9 protein-coding genes and 1 pseudogene are annotated in these 14,047 nt (G+C 42.9%); 4 read left to right on the top strand and 6 right to left on the bottom strand.

Features of this window, described 5'->3' with window-relative positions:
* Positions 1-573: 573 nt before the first annotated feature.
* Both H6G77_RS31730 and H6G77_RS31735 read right to left on the bottom strand, forming a co-directional pair.
* Positions 574-1,389 (bottom strand): hypothetical protein, encoded by an 816-nt coding sequence (locus H6G77_RS31730; protein ID WP_190873696.1) that lies wholly within the window; start codon positions 1,387-1,389, stop codon positions 574-576.
* A gap of 113 nt (positions 1,390-1,502) precedes the next feature.
* On the bottom strand, positions 1,503-2,600 hold the full coding sequence (locus H6G77_RS31735) for an LLM class flavin-dependent oxidoreductase (protein WP_190873697.1): 1,098 nt from the start codon (positions 2,598-2,600) through the stop codon (positions 1,503-1,505).
* 370 nt (positions 2,601-2,970) lie between these two features.
* On the opposite strand from H6G77_RS31735, the gene H6G77_RS31740 reads away from it, so the two are divergent.
* The 3 genes from H6G77_RS31740 (at position 2,971) to H6G77_RS31750 (ending at position 6,364) form a co-directional block, all read left to right on the top strand.
* Positions 2,971-4,026 carry an LLM class flavin-dependent oxidoreductase gene (locus tag H6G77_RS31740; protein WP_190589599.1) on the top strand — a complete coding sequence of 352 codons (1,056 nt, stop codon included), beginning with the start codon at positions 2,971-2,973 and terminating at the stop codon, positions 4,024-4,026.
* Positions 4,027-4,371: 345 nt separating this feature from the next.
* Positions 4,372-6,009 carry an FAD-dependent oxidoreductase gene (locus H6G77_RS31745; RefSeq protein WP_199331715.1) on the top strand — a complete coding sequence of 546 codons (1,638 nt, stop codon included), beginning with the start codon at positions 4,372-4,374 and terminating at the stop codon, positions 6,007-6,009.
* Between the two features lie 13 nt (positions 6,010-6,022).
* Positions 6,023-6,364, top strand: a complete 342-nt coding sequence (locus tag H6G77_RS31750; RefSeq protein ID WP_190669454.1) for a 4Fe-4S binding protein — start codon at positions 6,023-6,025, stop codon at positions 6,362-6,364.
* A 257-nt stretch (positions 6,365-6,621) separates the two neighbouring features.
* On the opposite strand, the gene H6G77_RS31755 is transcribed toward H6G77_RS31750, so the two are convergent.
* The 3 genes from H6G77_RS31755 to H6G77_RS31765 all read right to left on the bottom strand — a co-directional run bounded on the left by H6G77_RS31755 (position 6,622) and on the right by H6G77_RS31765 (position 11,590).
* Complete coding sequence (locus H6G77_RS31755) at positions 6,622-8,916, bottom strand: FAD/NAD(P)-binding protein (protein ID WP_190873698.1); 2,295 nt, start codon at positions 8,914-8,916, stop codon at positions 6,622-6,624.
* Positions 8,917-9,108: 192 nt separating this feature from the next.
* Positions 9,109-9,246: an SDR family oxidoreductase gene (locus H6G77_RS36540; protein ID WP_313954538.1), complete on the bottom strand. Its 138-nt coding sequence runs from the start codon at positions 9,244-9,246 to the stop codon at positions 9,109-9,111.
* Between the two features lie 334 nt (positions 9,247-9,580).
* Complete coding sequence (locus tag H6G77_RS31765; protein ID WP_190873699.1) at positions 9,581-11,590, bottom strand: outer membrane protein assembly factor; 2,010 nt, start codon at positions 11,588-11,590, stop codon at positions 9,581-9,583.
* A gap of 322 nt (positions 11,591-11,912) precedes the next feature.
* Here H6G77_RS31765 and H6G77_RS31770 point away from each other — a divergent pair, with 322 nt between their 5' ends.
* Positions 11,913-13,265 (top strand): lipid-A-disaccharide synthase-related protein, encoded by a 1,353-nt coding sequence (locus tag H6G77_RS31770; RefSeq protein ID WP_190873704.1) that lies wholly within the window; start codon positions 11,913-11,915, stop codon positions 13,263-13,265.
* Between the two features lie 109 nt (positions 13,266-13,374).
* Here the strand turns inward: H6G77_RS31770 and H6G77_RS31775 are convergent.
* Positions 13,375-13,935: pseudogene (locus tag H6G77_RS31775) on the bottom strand (DNA-binding response regulator); the annotation flags it as partial.
* Between the last annotated feature and the right edge of the window lie 112 nt (positions 13,936-14,047).

Here is a 14,047-nt window from a genome sequence, read left to right on the forward strand (position 1 = left end):
TAACCCTCCTTGTTATCAATGCAGTCTTGGGTTTTGCAATTATTTGTAATTAACATTAGGCATAGAAAAACATCTTTTTCTACGCCAGAAACTTTTGTTAAACCTAATTAAAATCAGTCTGTCAATTAGTGCTATTAGAAAAAATATAGTATACCCATTAACTATAAAATTGTTGTGTTCTTGGCGACTAAAACCAATATTTCTTACATCAATAAATAGAAAAGATGGATATCTCCAAAATCTCAACAAAAAATTATCCGTATTGATAAACAAAAGTTCAGTTAAGCATAACTGTAGGTTGGCTGTAACGAAGTCTAACCCAACAAAACCTCCTAAATTTTGGCTTTTGTTCCTTAAGCAAACCTATGTATTTTAAGGTTTGTGGCACTAGTTAAAACTTATTGTGCGATACCTCAGCAAAACAAAAAATAATGTTACTAATTCATTGATGATTAGTAACATTTAAAATCTTATAAAATATGAAAAATTAATGTGTTACCACGGTAAACCACAGAGGTTAATCGTTCCTTTTTTGGAGCTTTATAATTCATGCTCAAAGGATGGTTTTGATCATTAATCATTCACACTCACAAGTTTGGGCAATCTAGAAACAGGGACATCCAAGAAATAAGATAGAACTTCCTGCCGCCAAGTATCATAAAGTACTGGCAAATTATCAATTTCAACTCCAATACCTTTTTGACTTAATTGCCAATGATCTCGCAGATAAGGATTACGCCGACCTTGACCTTCTTCATCAGCTTCTAGAACTTGGGCAATTAAATCTTCTTTCTCGGCTTGTGAGGCGCGATCAAATTTACGTTGCCACCAATCAACCACACCTAAACGATGAACTGCTTCATCTGGTAAGATTTTTTCTGCTGCATATTTGGCAGAGTCTGGGTCATTGATTTTGCTAGTACGGCTATTGATAAATAACAAAGCCACAATATGCAGTTCATAATGTAATTCAAATGCTAAAAAGCCTTGCCAATTACGAATGGGTAAATCACCCATGTAATCCCAATGTTTCTGCACTTGTTTTTGGATATCTTCAATGGGGTCATGTCCAGATATTGCTTGCGCTCTTAAACGAGTATTTTGGGCATGTGCGCCATCGTCCCCTATTTGTCTGCTCAAAAATAGTTGTAATTCTGGGTCTGGAAAGGAGTCAATTATCTTAGCGCAGACTTGCACAATAAATAAATCATGGGCTGCACCAGCTACACGAAAACGATAAAAATTCTCTCTTTCTTCATCAGTTTCCGGTGGTCTTGCTTCAACTAATCGCTTTTTGGGAATGTGCGGTGCGTGTTTATCAACTAATTTATCGAAGATTTCCAGTTCTAAATCTGTAGTCCAAGCTGGACGAGTCAAGATTGCAGTCATAAAGTTTCCTTTGGGTAATGAGGAGTAGGAAAAGATTTTTGGATTCAATCTCAAATCCGTCTTGAAAAGTTTGCTCAAGTCGGGAAACCCGCCCACGCAACTTTTCGCAAAATCTAAAATCTAAAATTCTTAGCCCCTATTTTCGAGTTGGCGATCGCTTCACTTTCTACTGTTAAAGCTCTTACTCTTGGTATAATCTCCGCAGCAAAACGCTCCATTTCTGTCGTAAAAGGTTGGAATTGCAGCATAAAAGTATCAATTCCTACTTTGGTAAATTCAGCAATACGCTGGGCTACAGTTTCATAACTCCCAACCAAACCAGCCGCAGTCCCGCCATTGCTCCCCACACCTGGGTATTTCGCCATGTTTTTAAACATAACCACTTCTGAATCTACGCCTTTGAGTAGTTCTGTGCGATCGTCCTGGGCGAGTACCATTGCTCTTAAGTTCTGATACTCTGCTTCGGCTTCTGCATCTGTCGGTCGAGCAATGACAAAGGCTGACATTGCAAAGCCAATAGGTTGAGAGCGAGACTGGCTTTTTTGTCTTACCTGAGCAATTGTTTCACGGATAACTTCAATCGGACGACCATTGAGAAAGAAGGTATGCGCTTGTTTTGCAGCTAGTTCTTGCGCTGGTTCTGACTCTCCCCCGACATACACACGCGGATGGGGTTTAGCAATAGGTGGGGGATTTAGCTTTAAATCATTGATGTGAAAATAGTCGCCGTGGAAGTTGACTGTTTCTCCACTCCACAAAGCTTTGACAACTCTTATCCATTCATCAGAATAGCGATAACGTTCGTCGTGAGACAAAAAATTGATCCCTGGTTTTTCCATTTCTGGCCTAAACCAAGCACTCACTAAGTTAATGGCAAAACGTCCTTGGCTAATTGCATCAATCCCTAAAGCCATCTTGGCTAAGACGGCGGGATGAAATAGTAATGGCTTAACAGCTGCAATAATCTCAATAGAACTTGTAGCTTCTGCAAGGGCGGCGGCGGCTGTCCAGGTTTCTAATTGGTCAAGTTGTTGGTTCCTGGGATTGATGATATGTTGCGCTATTAAAGTTGTGGTAAATCCACACCTTTGGGCCAACCGAATTAAATTCTTGGCTCGTGAGTAACTAGCATCACGAGGTTCAAGAGGATGGTTCATCACGCCGCAGTTGCCGTAAACGGGAATCCATATCCCATAGCGTGGTTCAGACATAGTTTTCTAGAACCTTTGTAGTCGGCACTAAAACTAAAGTTTTGTACCCAGATATCCTACGGTAAATCGGTAGATTTATAGTAGTATACTATGAGGTTTGCATATATGAGCATAAAAAACAAGGGGATATTGAGATTTTTATCTCCTAGGGCTTATGTACAAAAGTTGTCTGTTGAGGTTGGTTCAGGTTGGGTTTCAGGGTGTAGGGGAATAGTAGTTCACTAACCCAAAATTGCTGTGTAGACCTAGCTCTTGTGCAGGAGGCAGGGCGAAGATTTAGACCATACATTCACCCTGACTCAAACCCTTGATTTTGCTGATTAATACCTCAGCCTTATTTCTGTTGTGTTTGTTGAACTTGGAGGTAAAGATGTCAGAACCACGTTATGGTATTTGGTCGCCTGTTGGCGGTAACTTTGGCCCTCTCAACGCACCAGAGGAACCGATAGATGCTAGTTATGAGCGCACGCGATCGCTAGTATTAGAAGCAGAACGTTTAGGATATGTCACAACCTTAGTTGCCCAACACATTGCCAACCCCCGTAGTTTAGATTTAGAACAGTTAGAAACTTGGACAGCTTGTGCAGCCTTAGCAGAAGCCACAGAAACTATAGAAATTATCGCCGCCATTAAACCTTTATTATTTCACCCAGCCGTCTTAGCCAAGATGGCTTTAGGTATTGATGCCATTAGTCAGGGACGTTTTGCCATTAACTTAATTAGTGCTTGGTTCCGTCCAGAAATGGAACGGACGAATATTCCCTTCCCCCCCCACGATGAACGTTATCGCTATTCAGGAGAATGGTTGCAAGTAGTCAGAGCCTTATGGAGTGGTGAGAAAGTAAACTTTGAAGGTGAATATTTCAAAATTCAAGATTTAAGTTTTCGACCCTTCCCTGTTGCTCAACCTTATCCACGGATTTATCTTGGCGGCGCATCAGAACCAGCGCAGATATTAGCAGCGCAACAAGCTGATGTTTACTTTATCAACGGTCAACCGATTGAAGATGTCCGCAAAGTAATTCAACAAGTTATCAGCCGTCCCCGTTCCTTACCCCAACCAGTGCGTTTTGGTTTGTCAGCCTTTGTGATTGCGCGTCCCACCGACGAAGAAGCACAAGCAGAACTAGAACGCCTCATGGCACTACAAAAGCTAGAAGAACAATATAAATTAAGCGTGGCCAAAGGCGTTGACAAAGAAGCCGTTATGTTTCAACTCTTTGCCAAAAATCCTGCTGTTGGGGGGAATGGTGGTACAGCCGCAGGTTTAGTTGGCAGTTATGATACAGTTGCCACTCGCGTTGCAGCTTTTGTGGATGCCGGGATCGATACTTTCATGCTGCAATTTAATCCCTTTGTCCGAGAGATGACACGCTTTGCCGAAGAAATCATGCCGCGTGTGCGACACTTGCAGAAAGTTGCTTAGGAATTTCTCAGCAGGCAACAGTAACAAAATTAACTTGTGTTACTTAATGTTTGACAAACTAACAGTTAGGGTATCATACTATCTGTAATTCGTTTTACATACTCTTAGGACTTACGCAAAAACTCTCTCTAACTCTTATAACTTCGTGTCCTACCCTTCGGGAAGCCGCTATCGCGTCTATGCGTCCTTTGCGGTTCGTTTCTTCATACTTTTGCGTAAGTCCTGACTCTTTGTGTATGTTGTGCAGACTCTATCTTCTGCATAATCAGTCCGATAAAACCTCACTCATTTATTACAAACAAATCAGCGACTACCGCTAAGGCAATACCAAAAAGGAGAAAAAAATTGCTCACAGAAAATGAACTACAACTAAATGCTGACGTGCTGGTGATTGGTGGTGGCCCTGCCGCAGCATGGGCAGCATGGTCAGCAGCATCTCAAGGTGTCAAAGTCATCATTGTTGATAAAGGTTTTCTGGGTACGAGTGGTGCTGCTGCTGCAAGTGGTAATGGCATCATGGCTCCTTCTCCAGAGAACTGGGAAAAAGTTGTCTCAGAGCGTTATCGTGCAGGAAAAGACTTAGCTAACTTGCGTTGGATAGAGCGTGTAGTTGAAAAAACTTGGCTGAGTTTGCCCTTATTAGAAGATTGGGGTTATCGTTTCCCGAAAGAAAATGGGGAATCTGTGCGTCAGAGTTACTACGGCCCGGAATATATGCGGGTAATGCGAAAAAACCTGCTACGTTCTGGGGTGCAGATTCTCGACCAAAGTCCGGCTCTTGAGCTTTTAGTCGCTGAAGATGGTTCTGTGGCTGGGGCAAGGGGCGTACAAAGGCAACATCATCGTTTTTATACAGTTCGTGCTGGTGCAGTAGTATTGGCAAATGGTGGCTGTGCATTCTTAAGTAAAGCATTAGGTTGCAACACTAACACAGGTGATGGAATGCTAATGGCGGTAGAAGCTGGCGGCGAACTCTCTAGTATGGAAGCTTCTAATCACTATGCAATCTCCACTGCTTTTAATGCCACAGTGACGCGGGGTGTTCCCTTTGGGTGGGCAAGTTATAGCGATGAAGAGGGGAATGATTTAGGTGGCTATGTTAATGGTCGTCGTGATCCTAGCTTCTTACCAAATGCTTTGATGAAAGGGTCTGTTTATGCTCGTTTAGATAGAGCTACACCAGAAGTTAAAGCCGTGATTGAAAAGTCCCATTTCATTGCTTTTCTACCTTATAAAAAAGCTGGGATTGATCCCTATACAGAAAGAGTACCTGTGACATTGATTTTAGAAGGGACAGTCCGGGGTACAGGTGGTATTCGGATTATCGATGATAGTTGCGCGACAAAAGTACCTGGACTGTATGCGGCTGGGGATGCGGCATCACGAGAATTTTTAGCTGGTTTAGCTTCTGGCGGTGGTGGCCCGAATGCGGCTTGGGCAATCTCTACAGGGCAGTGGGCAGGAGAAGGGGCAGCTAAGTTTGCCAAGAGTTTGGGCGCACATACAGATGAAAGAACTGTACGTGCAGCTGGTCAGGTGGCAATGCGATCGCCCTCCACGTCTTCTGATACTTTTGATCATGAGGCGATCGTGCGTGGTGTGCAAGCCCAGATGTTCCCATTAGAGAAAAACTACTTGCGTTCGGAACAGAAACTTCTAGACTCTCTCGCCAAATTAGAAACACTGTGGCAACAAGTACAAGGGAATCCCAAACAAGATAGTGTCCGCGATATTGAATTTTCTCGGCGTGCAGTTGCTTTGACTGCCGTCGCCAGATGGGCTTATTTTAGTGCTTTACATCGTACAGAAACCCGCAGCGAACATATCCGCATAGATCATCCCCAAACTGATCCCAACCAGCGATATTACCAAGCCACAGGCGGTTTAGATAAGCTGTGGGTGAGACGCGATTGGATTACGGATGCTTCCATTACATCACCAGTAGAAACCACTCAAGCCACACCCGTTGTATCAAAGTTATAGCCAAAATAAAATTATGATTGAGCTTGTCAGCCATAAACTCTGTATTAATTGCAATCTTTGTGTTCAAGTTTGTCCGACTAATGTCTTTGATGCAGTTCCCAACCAACCACCTGTAATTGCTCGTAAAGAAGACTGTCAAACTTGTTTTATGTGTGAAGCTTATTGTCCTGCGGATGCGCTTTATGTTGCACCCCAGTCTCATACAGAGATTGCAGTTAATGAGGATGATTTGATTGAAAGTGGCATTATGGGTGAATATCGCCGGATATTAGGTTGGGGATATGGCAGAAAAAATAATAGTGAATTAGATACGGCGCATAAATTACGCCAATTACCGCGCCCATATCAAAGTTAAACAAATTTTCTGGGGAAACTGGGTGAAAGGGTTTAGCCTGGATTTCTCACAAGAGAGAAATCCAGGGGTGTGGGAGGATGGTGAAGAAATCTTTCCCCCCACACTCCCCACACCTCCCACACCTCCCACACTCCCCAAACTCCCCACACTCCCCACTCCCCTACCCATACGTGAGAAATTCGGGTTAGGTATGCAAAACCCTCTCACCCCTACACCCAATCCTCAGATATGTAAAAGTTTCAAAATTTCACTCTGTTTTAGATATACATAGCAAAGTAATCGTTGTAGATTTCTGTATTCGTCATGACAGTTAGTTCTATTTGTTTTTGTTCTGCATCTGTAACAGAGGTTGTAACTGTATCCACGCTTTCTTGAGGAATAAAGTCACCACAGTATTGATTTGCAGGTACAGCTGCATTCATTTTTTGGGGATAACTCAATTTCAGATTATTCATGATGGTGATGAATTGGCTGCGGTTGCGAACGCTAAATCTGGCGTTGAGGCGTTTTTCTTCACCAATTGTCGAAACTGTGCGTCCTTTGTAGTCGTGGGCTGGATATACCAAGGTATCATCGGGCAAGGTGAACAGGCGTTGTGTTACCGCATCATATAAAGTGCCTGGATCACCTTCTTGAAAATCTGTGCGTCCACAACCCCGAATCAATAAAGCATCACCAGTTAACAGGTGAGTTTTGTTGACTAAATATGCGATGTGGCTGGCAGTGTGTCCTGGCGTAAAAATTGCTTCAATGATTACTGAGCCAATTTCGAGAATTTCACCACCCACAAGGGAGCGATCGGCTTTTGTCACCGCCGGATTTTGCGGCACAATTACCTGACAAGCAGTTTTGCGCCGGAGTTGACCTGCCCCGGTAATATGGTCAGCATGAAGGTGAGTTTCTAGGCAATAACGTAGTTTTAATCCCAATTCTTCTAAGGATTGCAAATCGCGGTCAACTTGTTCTAATACAGGATCAACTAATACTGCATCTCCGGTTTGTTGATCAGCAATTAAATAAGTATAGGTGCTGCTTTCTGGGTCAAAAAATTGCCGAAATAAAAAGTTTGATGGGGATGAATTGGGATCGCTGGCTTGGCTATTGGATAACGGCATTGTCGGAATTGAACGCACCCGCACTGGTAATGAATCCAACAATGTTTTTGCTAGTTTCTGTGCCTGTACCCGTAATTCTGGAACCGCGATTGTTTCCCATAAGTCGCCTTTGCGCGGAGTTCCCAAGGTATAAAGTAAATTGGAAACAGAATTATCGGCGGTGTATAAAGCACCATCTGTATTTGTATCTAGCCCTAAACCAATGCTATTGGGACGGACTAATTTTTGCGATCGCAAATTATCAATTAGCGGATGAGGCGAGTGGCGATAATCTGCGGCTACCCCTGTGCAGTTCACCACCCGATTCACCTGTAAAACGATGTTATTCTGAGTTTTGCGCTCAGATATGGTGACTGCTAAACCTTTGGATAATGGTTGATATTCTTGAATTCGTCCGGCGGCAATGATTAATTGACCAGAATCCACCATTTCTTTAATCACATCTGCGACTTTTTGGGCAATCCGGTGACGATGGACATCCCAATAAGGTGTAATATGACGCAAAAAACGCTGCTGTTCTAAAGTTGGTAGTTTTTGCCAGATTTGTTGTGTCAGAGGGCGCAGAGAATCAATCACAGCCCGCCAGTCGTAACCTTGGGCTGTGGCATGTTTGACCTCTTGTCGTAGTCGTCGTACCCAACCTCGTGCTGTATTGGGTGCAGTTTCAAGAGTTAACCAAGCTGGATAAGGTTGAGAGGCTTGATGTTGTTGGGGGAATAATCCCCGACGCGACACAGCATAAATTTTGCCTTGATGCTGGCGATCGTGCAGAGATAACACCATATCCACCATTGTTAGCCCAGTACCAACCAGCAACACAGAAGCATCAGGATCAAGTCCTGCTAGGGCATCGGCTGACCAAGCATTCCGCCGATGATTTTCGTTGTTAGTATTGGGATGATCACTGGCTGGAGGTGTAAAAGGCGAGTTTCCTAAAGCCAAAACTACTTTATCTGCATAAAAACAGCGGCCGCTACGTAAAGCAACAATTGTTCCCTTGTCTTCTGGTTCAATTCCGACAACTTCATCTGTTAAGCGTTCGAGATGTACGTCATTAGGTGCAGTTGCTTCGGCTTCTGCCAAAATTGATTGAATATATAAACCATAAACTTTACGCGGAATAAAACTACTAGGATTAACTTCTTCGGTAAAAAATGGTTCTAACTCGTTTTGGTTGTAATACAACCACCGCAGCAGATGTCCTGGATCATGAGCAAATGCACTCATATTTCCTGCGGACACATTCAGCAAATGACAGTTGGTATCTGTGCTGTAGGCAATGCCTTTACCAATTTGATGGCTACGCTCAATCAGCTTGATAATGAGGGGCTGGCTGGCAGTTTTCATCAAATGCGTAGCCACTAGAGAACCACTAAAGCCTCCGCCAACAATAACTATCGTGGTTGGAGTGTGGGTAGTTAAAGAATTAGGCTGCATAGTAGTCTCGTATCAATAGTTACAGAGAGTTGGTCAAGTCTGTTTACTAGGGATAAATCTATTTCCAGCCCAGCCAACAAAATTCAGACTTGATCTCATATAAAGTTTCATAATACTCTGAATTTAGTCCAAAAATACATTTTATCGGTAGAAAAACCGTATTTGTAAAATTACACAGCTAATATCAATACATCACAAATGAGTCAGGTCGCCACCATCAACGGCTAAAACTTGGCCTGTGATATATGACGCGGCTGGAGAAGCGAGGAAGACAACAGCACCTGCAATTTCTAGCCCTAAGCCTTGTCCTGCTCCAGTTACTAAAGCAATTTTTTGGACTAAAGTAAACTCTGATCAAGTCACAATAACTGCTGCTAATAATAAAAATGCCCTTACTCAAGGGCAACAGGTTACGCATTTAGGAAAGAAGAACGCTGACGATCAAATCTAAATTTTGGATTTATAACAGTTTTGATACTCCTTATTGTATATCGGAATATCGTAGTTTGCAAGTGAGAGTTTGGCAGAAATAGGATTTACGCTTCGGTTATACCATTTTGGATTTTAGATTTTGGATTGGGAAATTGCTTACTGGTGAGCTTTTCAGTAACCCATTTGTCGCAATCATTTTTCAAATTGGTATTAGTTCTGAGAAATCGACTGGTTAAAATCGCTGACCGATACCCAGATGCACTTTACTTTCGCCTTGGTTGTTAATGCCGTAGTCAGCACGAATTAACCCCAGTGGGGAATCTAAGCGCACACCTGCACCGTAGCCAAACCCGTAACCGGGTTTATCACGCGCACCCGCCGGGTCTCCTAAAACGGTGCTACCAGAACCTAAATCTGAGCCGAAGTCGGCAAATAACACGCCCCCAACTATGGGTAGAATGGGGAAGCGGTATTCTGCGGAAGCTAAAACGTAACTGCGTCCACTGCCAACTTTACCTGCATCGTAACCGCGCACAGAGTTGGAACCACCCAAATTAAAGGCTTCGTAAGGTGGTAAATCGCCAATGACTGTCCCGGCTTGGACATTTAAAGCGAATACTTGCGTTTGTTTACTGTCGAATACTTTGACTGGTACATATTGACTGAAATTGGCGGTGACGCGGTTGAGGGAGATATTTCCTTGACCGATGGGTATAGATTGTTCTGTACTTAATTTGAGTAAGGAACCTTGAGTGGGGTTGAGTGGGTTATTGCGTTTGTCTTTAGCGGCGGTGAAAGAGACGGTCGTTAAGTCATCAATACCTGTACCACTGGCAGATAAGGGATTTCCTTGGGCATCGCTTGAATTAATATTACCTTGGCGATCGCGGATTGTTGTTCTTGTATAATTCAATCCTAAAGACGCATCCCAACCATCAATCGGTCTTTGCAAGCTGACACTCCCGCCAATTTGCCCTTCCCGCACTTTATCACCGTTAGCTAATTTAATGGTGTCATCAAAGGTGTCGGAAAGTTCTTGGCGACGGAAGCCGTTAACGGTGTAACCCAAGCTATCAGGATTGTTAGGACGATAAGGATTAATTAATTTCCCGTCAAATTGCAAATCACGACTACTAACACCTACATTCAAATTTAAAATATTGTTCTTTCCGGCAACGTTTTGGTCTTGATAATTAACAGTGCCTATAATGCCTTGATTAGCGTTATAACTTCCACCCAAATTAATTGCCCGTGCGCCATTTTCCTTGAGTTCATAAACTAAATCTAATTTACTAGCATCGCCTTCTAAAGCCACATTCACACTCGAAAATAAGCCTGTGCGGTATAATTGTTGAATATCTTGCTGGACTAATTTTTCTTGAAATATTTGCCCAGTTTGTAGTTTAATTTGCTGCCGTAAAAACTCTGGTTTAGTCCTTCCGGTGACGGGATTACCTTTACTATCAACAGTTTGACCTTCATCGTTGACAAATCGGAATTTAATATCACCTACTAAACCTTCGGCGACGTTGATGTTAAGTATTCCCTCCCGGCTGGGTTTAATTGATAGGACTCGCGCCAAGTTATAACCGTTGTCGCTGTACCATTTATTGACCTGTTGCACCGCTTTTTGCAATCCGGTGGGACTGATGGCGCTATTGAATTGCGGTTGAAATTGTTCCAGGGCTACTTGATAAGTTAGTACCTTTGCACCAGAAAGTTGCAGCGATCGCACTATTACTGGTTGCACTTGATAAGTTACACTCAACCCTGCGGCTGTGCTGCGGCTATTAACATTGGCGGTGGTAAATAAACCAGTCTCTAAAATTGCGGCGACATCTTTTTGTAGCTGGTTTTGGCTGGTGTCTCCCCCAGGCTGGGTTTTTATCACGCGGCGGACAATTTCTTGCAATTCGGGAGTCGCGCCTACTATCTGTACATCTATTGCTGTAACAACTAAATTATTATCTGTTGGTAAAGTAGTCTTACTTTGATTAACTGGAGTGAGTACTACAGGAGATTTTTTGTTAATAACTGTGGATTTTTGGGTAAATTGCGGCGTAACCACAGTTTCCGGCGCTGAAATGGCTTCGGTGCGGATGGGAGTTTCTTCAATTACCGGAACTACGACATCTTTTTTAGTTTCTTTGGCTGGGGTAGTTGTTACAGCTAGTGCTTGTTGAGTGACATTACTAGCCGCTAAAGTAGCTAAAGTTAAAATTGCAGTTTTAGAAATTTGCATAACAAATAATTACTAATTCGTAATTCGTAATTGAAGTATGCAAGCCTACGCTACCACTGTGTTGATTGGGTTTACCCAAAACCACAGCAGTTCCCTCAATTTATTGACGGAAGTAATAAGCTTCAAACCCCTAGCTAACTTCTATGGGTTATACCAATTCTCCGTGAAGATGCACTTAATTTTTTTACGAACCGCCAAGAACGCCAAGAGCGCCAAGGAAGACAAAAATAATTATTTAGTGCAAGCTGACAGAGATTTGGTGTTAATTACGAATTATCAATTACAAGTTATTTTGACAGTTAATCTTGATGTTTTGTTTCTTATGAGTCATTCACCATCTGCAAGTTCTCGGTTACGCTTACTATTTTTAAGTAACGGTCATGGCGAAGATATAATCGCAGTCCGCATTGTGCAAGCATTCCAGCAACTATCAAACCCACCAGAGATGTTTGCTTTACCGTTGGTGGGTGAAGGACATGCTTATCAAAATTTGGGTATTCCTTTGATTGGTGCAGTACAAACAATGCCTTCTGGTGGTTTTATATATATGGATAACCGCCAACTGATGCGGGATGTGCGCGGCGGTTTAGTACAGTTGACACTCAGCCAAATTCAAGCGATGCGGCGGTGGGTGAGTTCGCAACCAAAATCAGGTAAACAAACAGCAATTTTAGCGGTGGGAGATATTGTCCCGTTATTGTTTGCTTATTTTAGTGGCGCGAATTATGCTTTTGTCGGCACAGCAAAATCTGAGTATTATGTGCAGGATGAAACAGGATTGTTACCACGCTCATCTAAATCTGCACGTTGGGAAAATTTTTCTGGTTCAATTTACCATCCTTGGGAACGTTGGTTAATGAGTCGTCGCCGTTGTCGGGCGGTGTTTCCCAGAGATAGTTTGACTACGGAAATTTTAAAACAATGGCCGATTCCCGCCGTTGATGTGGGGAATCCGATGATGGATAACTTGGAACCGAGTTTTCCCACGCAACGATTTTACACTGCTGATATCCAACAACAAGAATTAGCTAGACCATTGGTTGTGACGCTGCTTCCGGGTTCTCGCCCACCAGAAGCTTATCAAAATTGGCAATTAATTATGGAGGCTGTATCTGCACTGCTGGCTAGTTTTCAAGAACGAGATGCAGCAGGGCATACTTCTGGTAATGTAGTGTTTTTAGCAGCGATCGCACCCAGTCTTGATACCAGTCAACTCACCTCTAACTTACAAATTCAAGGTTGGCGACCCCACACAACATCACCAATTTCTCTCCCGGATACCAATACTTTAATTTATCAGCAACGCCATGCTTATTTGCTAATCTCTCAACAAGCTTATAACGATTGTATACATTTGGGAGATGTGGCGATCGCTATGGCGGGGACTGCTACAGAACAATTTGTTGGTCTAGGCAAGCCTGCGATCGCAATTCCCGGACAGGGGCCACAATATAATTATGCCTTTGCTGAAGCCCAAAGCCGTCTTTTAGGATCTTCTTTGATTTTAATTGAGAAACCATCCCAAGCAGCGAAGGTGTTGCGATCGCTACTACAACATCCTGACAGGTTACAAATCATCGCCGAAAATGGTTTGCGGCGAATGGGTCAACCAGGCGCAGCTAGACGAATTGCTGATTGTTTAGCCGAAAGATTAGTTTTAAAAAGCAAAAAGTAAAAAGGTAAAAGATTCTCTTGTTTGAGAGTAAAGTGCTGATTTTTGAGCATCAATAATCTAGTAACTACAGCTATAACCTTTGCCTTTTGCCTTTTAACTTTTAACTTCTCTATGCAACTAACCCAGAACGTAAAGCACGCACGGCGGCTTGAGTACGGTCATCAGCGCAGAGTTTGTTTAAGATGTTGCGGACGTGGGTTTTAACTGTACCAACTGTAATGTAAAGTTTTTCGGCAATTTGACCGTTACTGCAACCAGCAACAATTAATTCTAGAATTTCTAATTCTCGTTGGGTGAGGGGATAGGTTTCTAGAACTTGTTCGTATTCTGTGGCTAAGGCTTCAATTTTTACGGTCTTGGGCTGATCACCCTTTTGGTTTTCCCCTGGTATGCCTTGGCGCATCTTACGTAATACTACATTAGCGATCGCCGGATCAATCCAAGAGTTCCCACTGTAAGTTGCTTGGATGGCTTCTGTTAACTTGCTAATACTAGTTTCTTTCATGTAGTAAGAGTCTGCACCAGCCGCAAACGCCGCCAATACTGCATCCTCTGTATGATCCATTGTCAAAATCAGGATTTTGGTAGCTGTTTGTCCAGTCTCAGCTTGATAACGTCTATATTTACGGGTGAGTTCAATCCCATCCATATCAGGTAAGCCAATATCTAACGCGATGTGCGACTTATTGTTTCGTTACACAAGTTCGGTGTATGAATGATTAAAAAGAAAATTCCCACAATCCGCACTGGAGCGAGAAAATCGTTACAAATGAGTGGAATGA

This window comes from Aulosira sp. FACHB-615, assembly GCF_014698045.1.
In the GTDB taxonomy this organism is placed as follows: domain Bacteria; phylum Cyanobacteriota; class Cyanobacteriia; order Cyanobacteriales; family Nostocaceae; genus Nostoc_B.

Excerpts from the sequence above, each read along its gene's own strand:
- H6G77_RS31755 (WP_190873698.1), bottom strand. The coding sequence starts at position 8,916 with ATGCAGCCTAATTCTTTAACTACCCACACTCCAACCACGATAGTTATT.
- H6G77_RS31740 (WP_190589599.1), top strand. The coding sequence starts at position 2,971 with ATGTCAGAACCACGTTATGGTATTTGGTCGCCTGTTGGCGGTAACTTT.
- H6G77_RS31770 (WP_190873704.1), top strand. The coding sequence starts at position 11,913 with ATGAGTCATTCACCATCTGCAAGTTCTCGGTTACGCTTACTATTTTTA.
- H6G77_RS31730 (WP_190873696.1), bottom strand. The coding sequence starts at position 1,389 with ATGACTGCAATCTTGACTCGTCCAGCTTGGACTACAGATTTAGAACTG.
- H6G77_RS31765 (WP_190873699.1), bottom strand. The coding sequence starts at position 11,590 with ATGCAAATTTCTAAAACTGCAATTTTAACTTTAGCTACTTTAGCGGCT.
- H6G77_RS31750 (WP_190669454.1), top strand. The coding sequence starts at position 6,023 with ATGATTGAGCTTGTCAGCCATAAACTCTGTATTAATTGCAATCTTTGT.
- H6G77_RS31735 (WP_190873697.1), bottom strand. The coding sequence starts at position 2,600 with ATGTCTGAACCACGCTATGGGATATGGATTCCCGTTTACGGCAACTGC.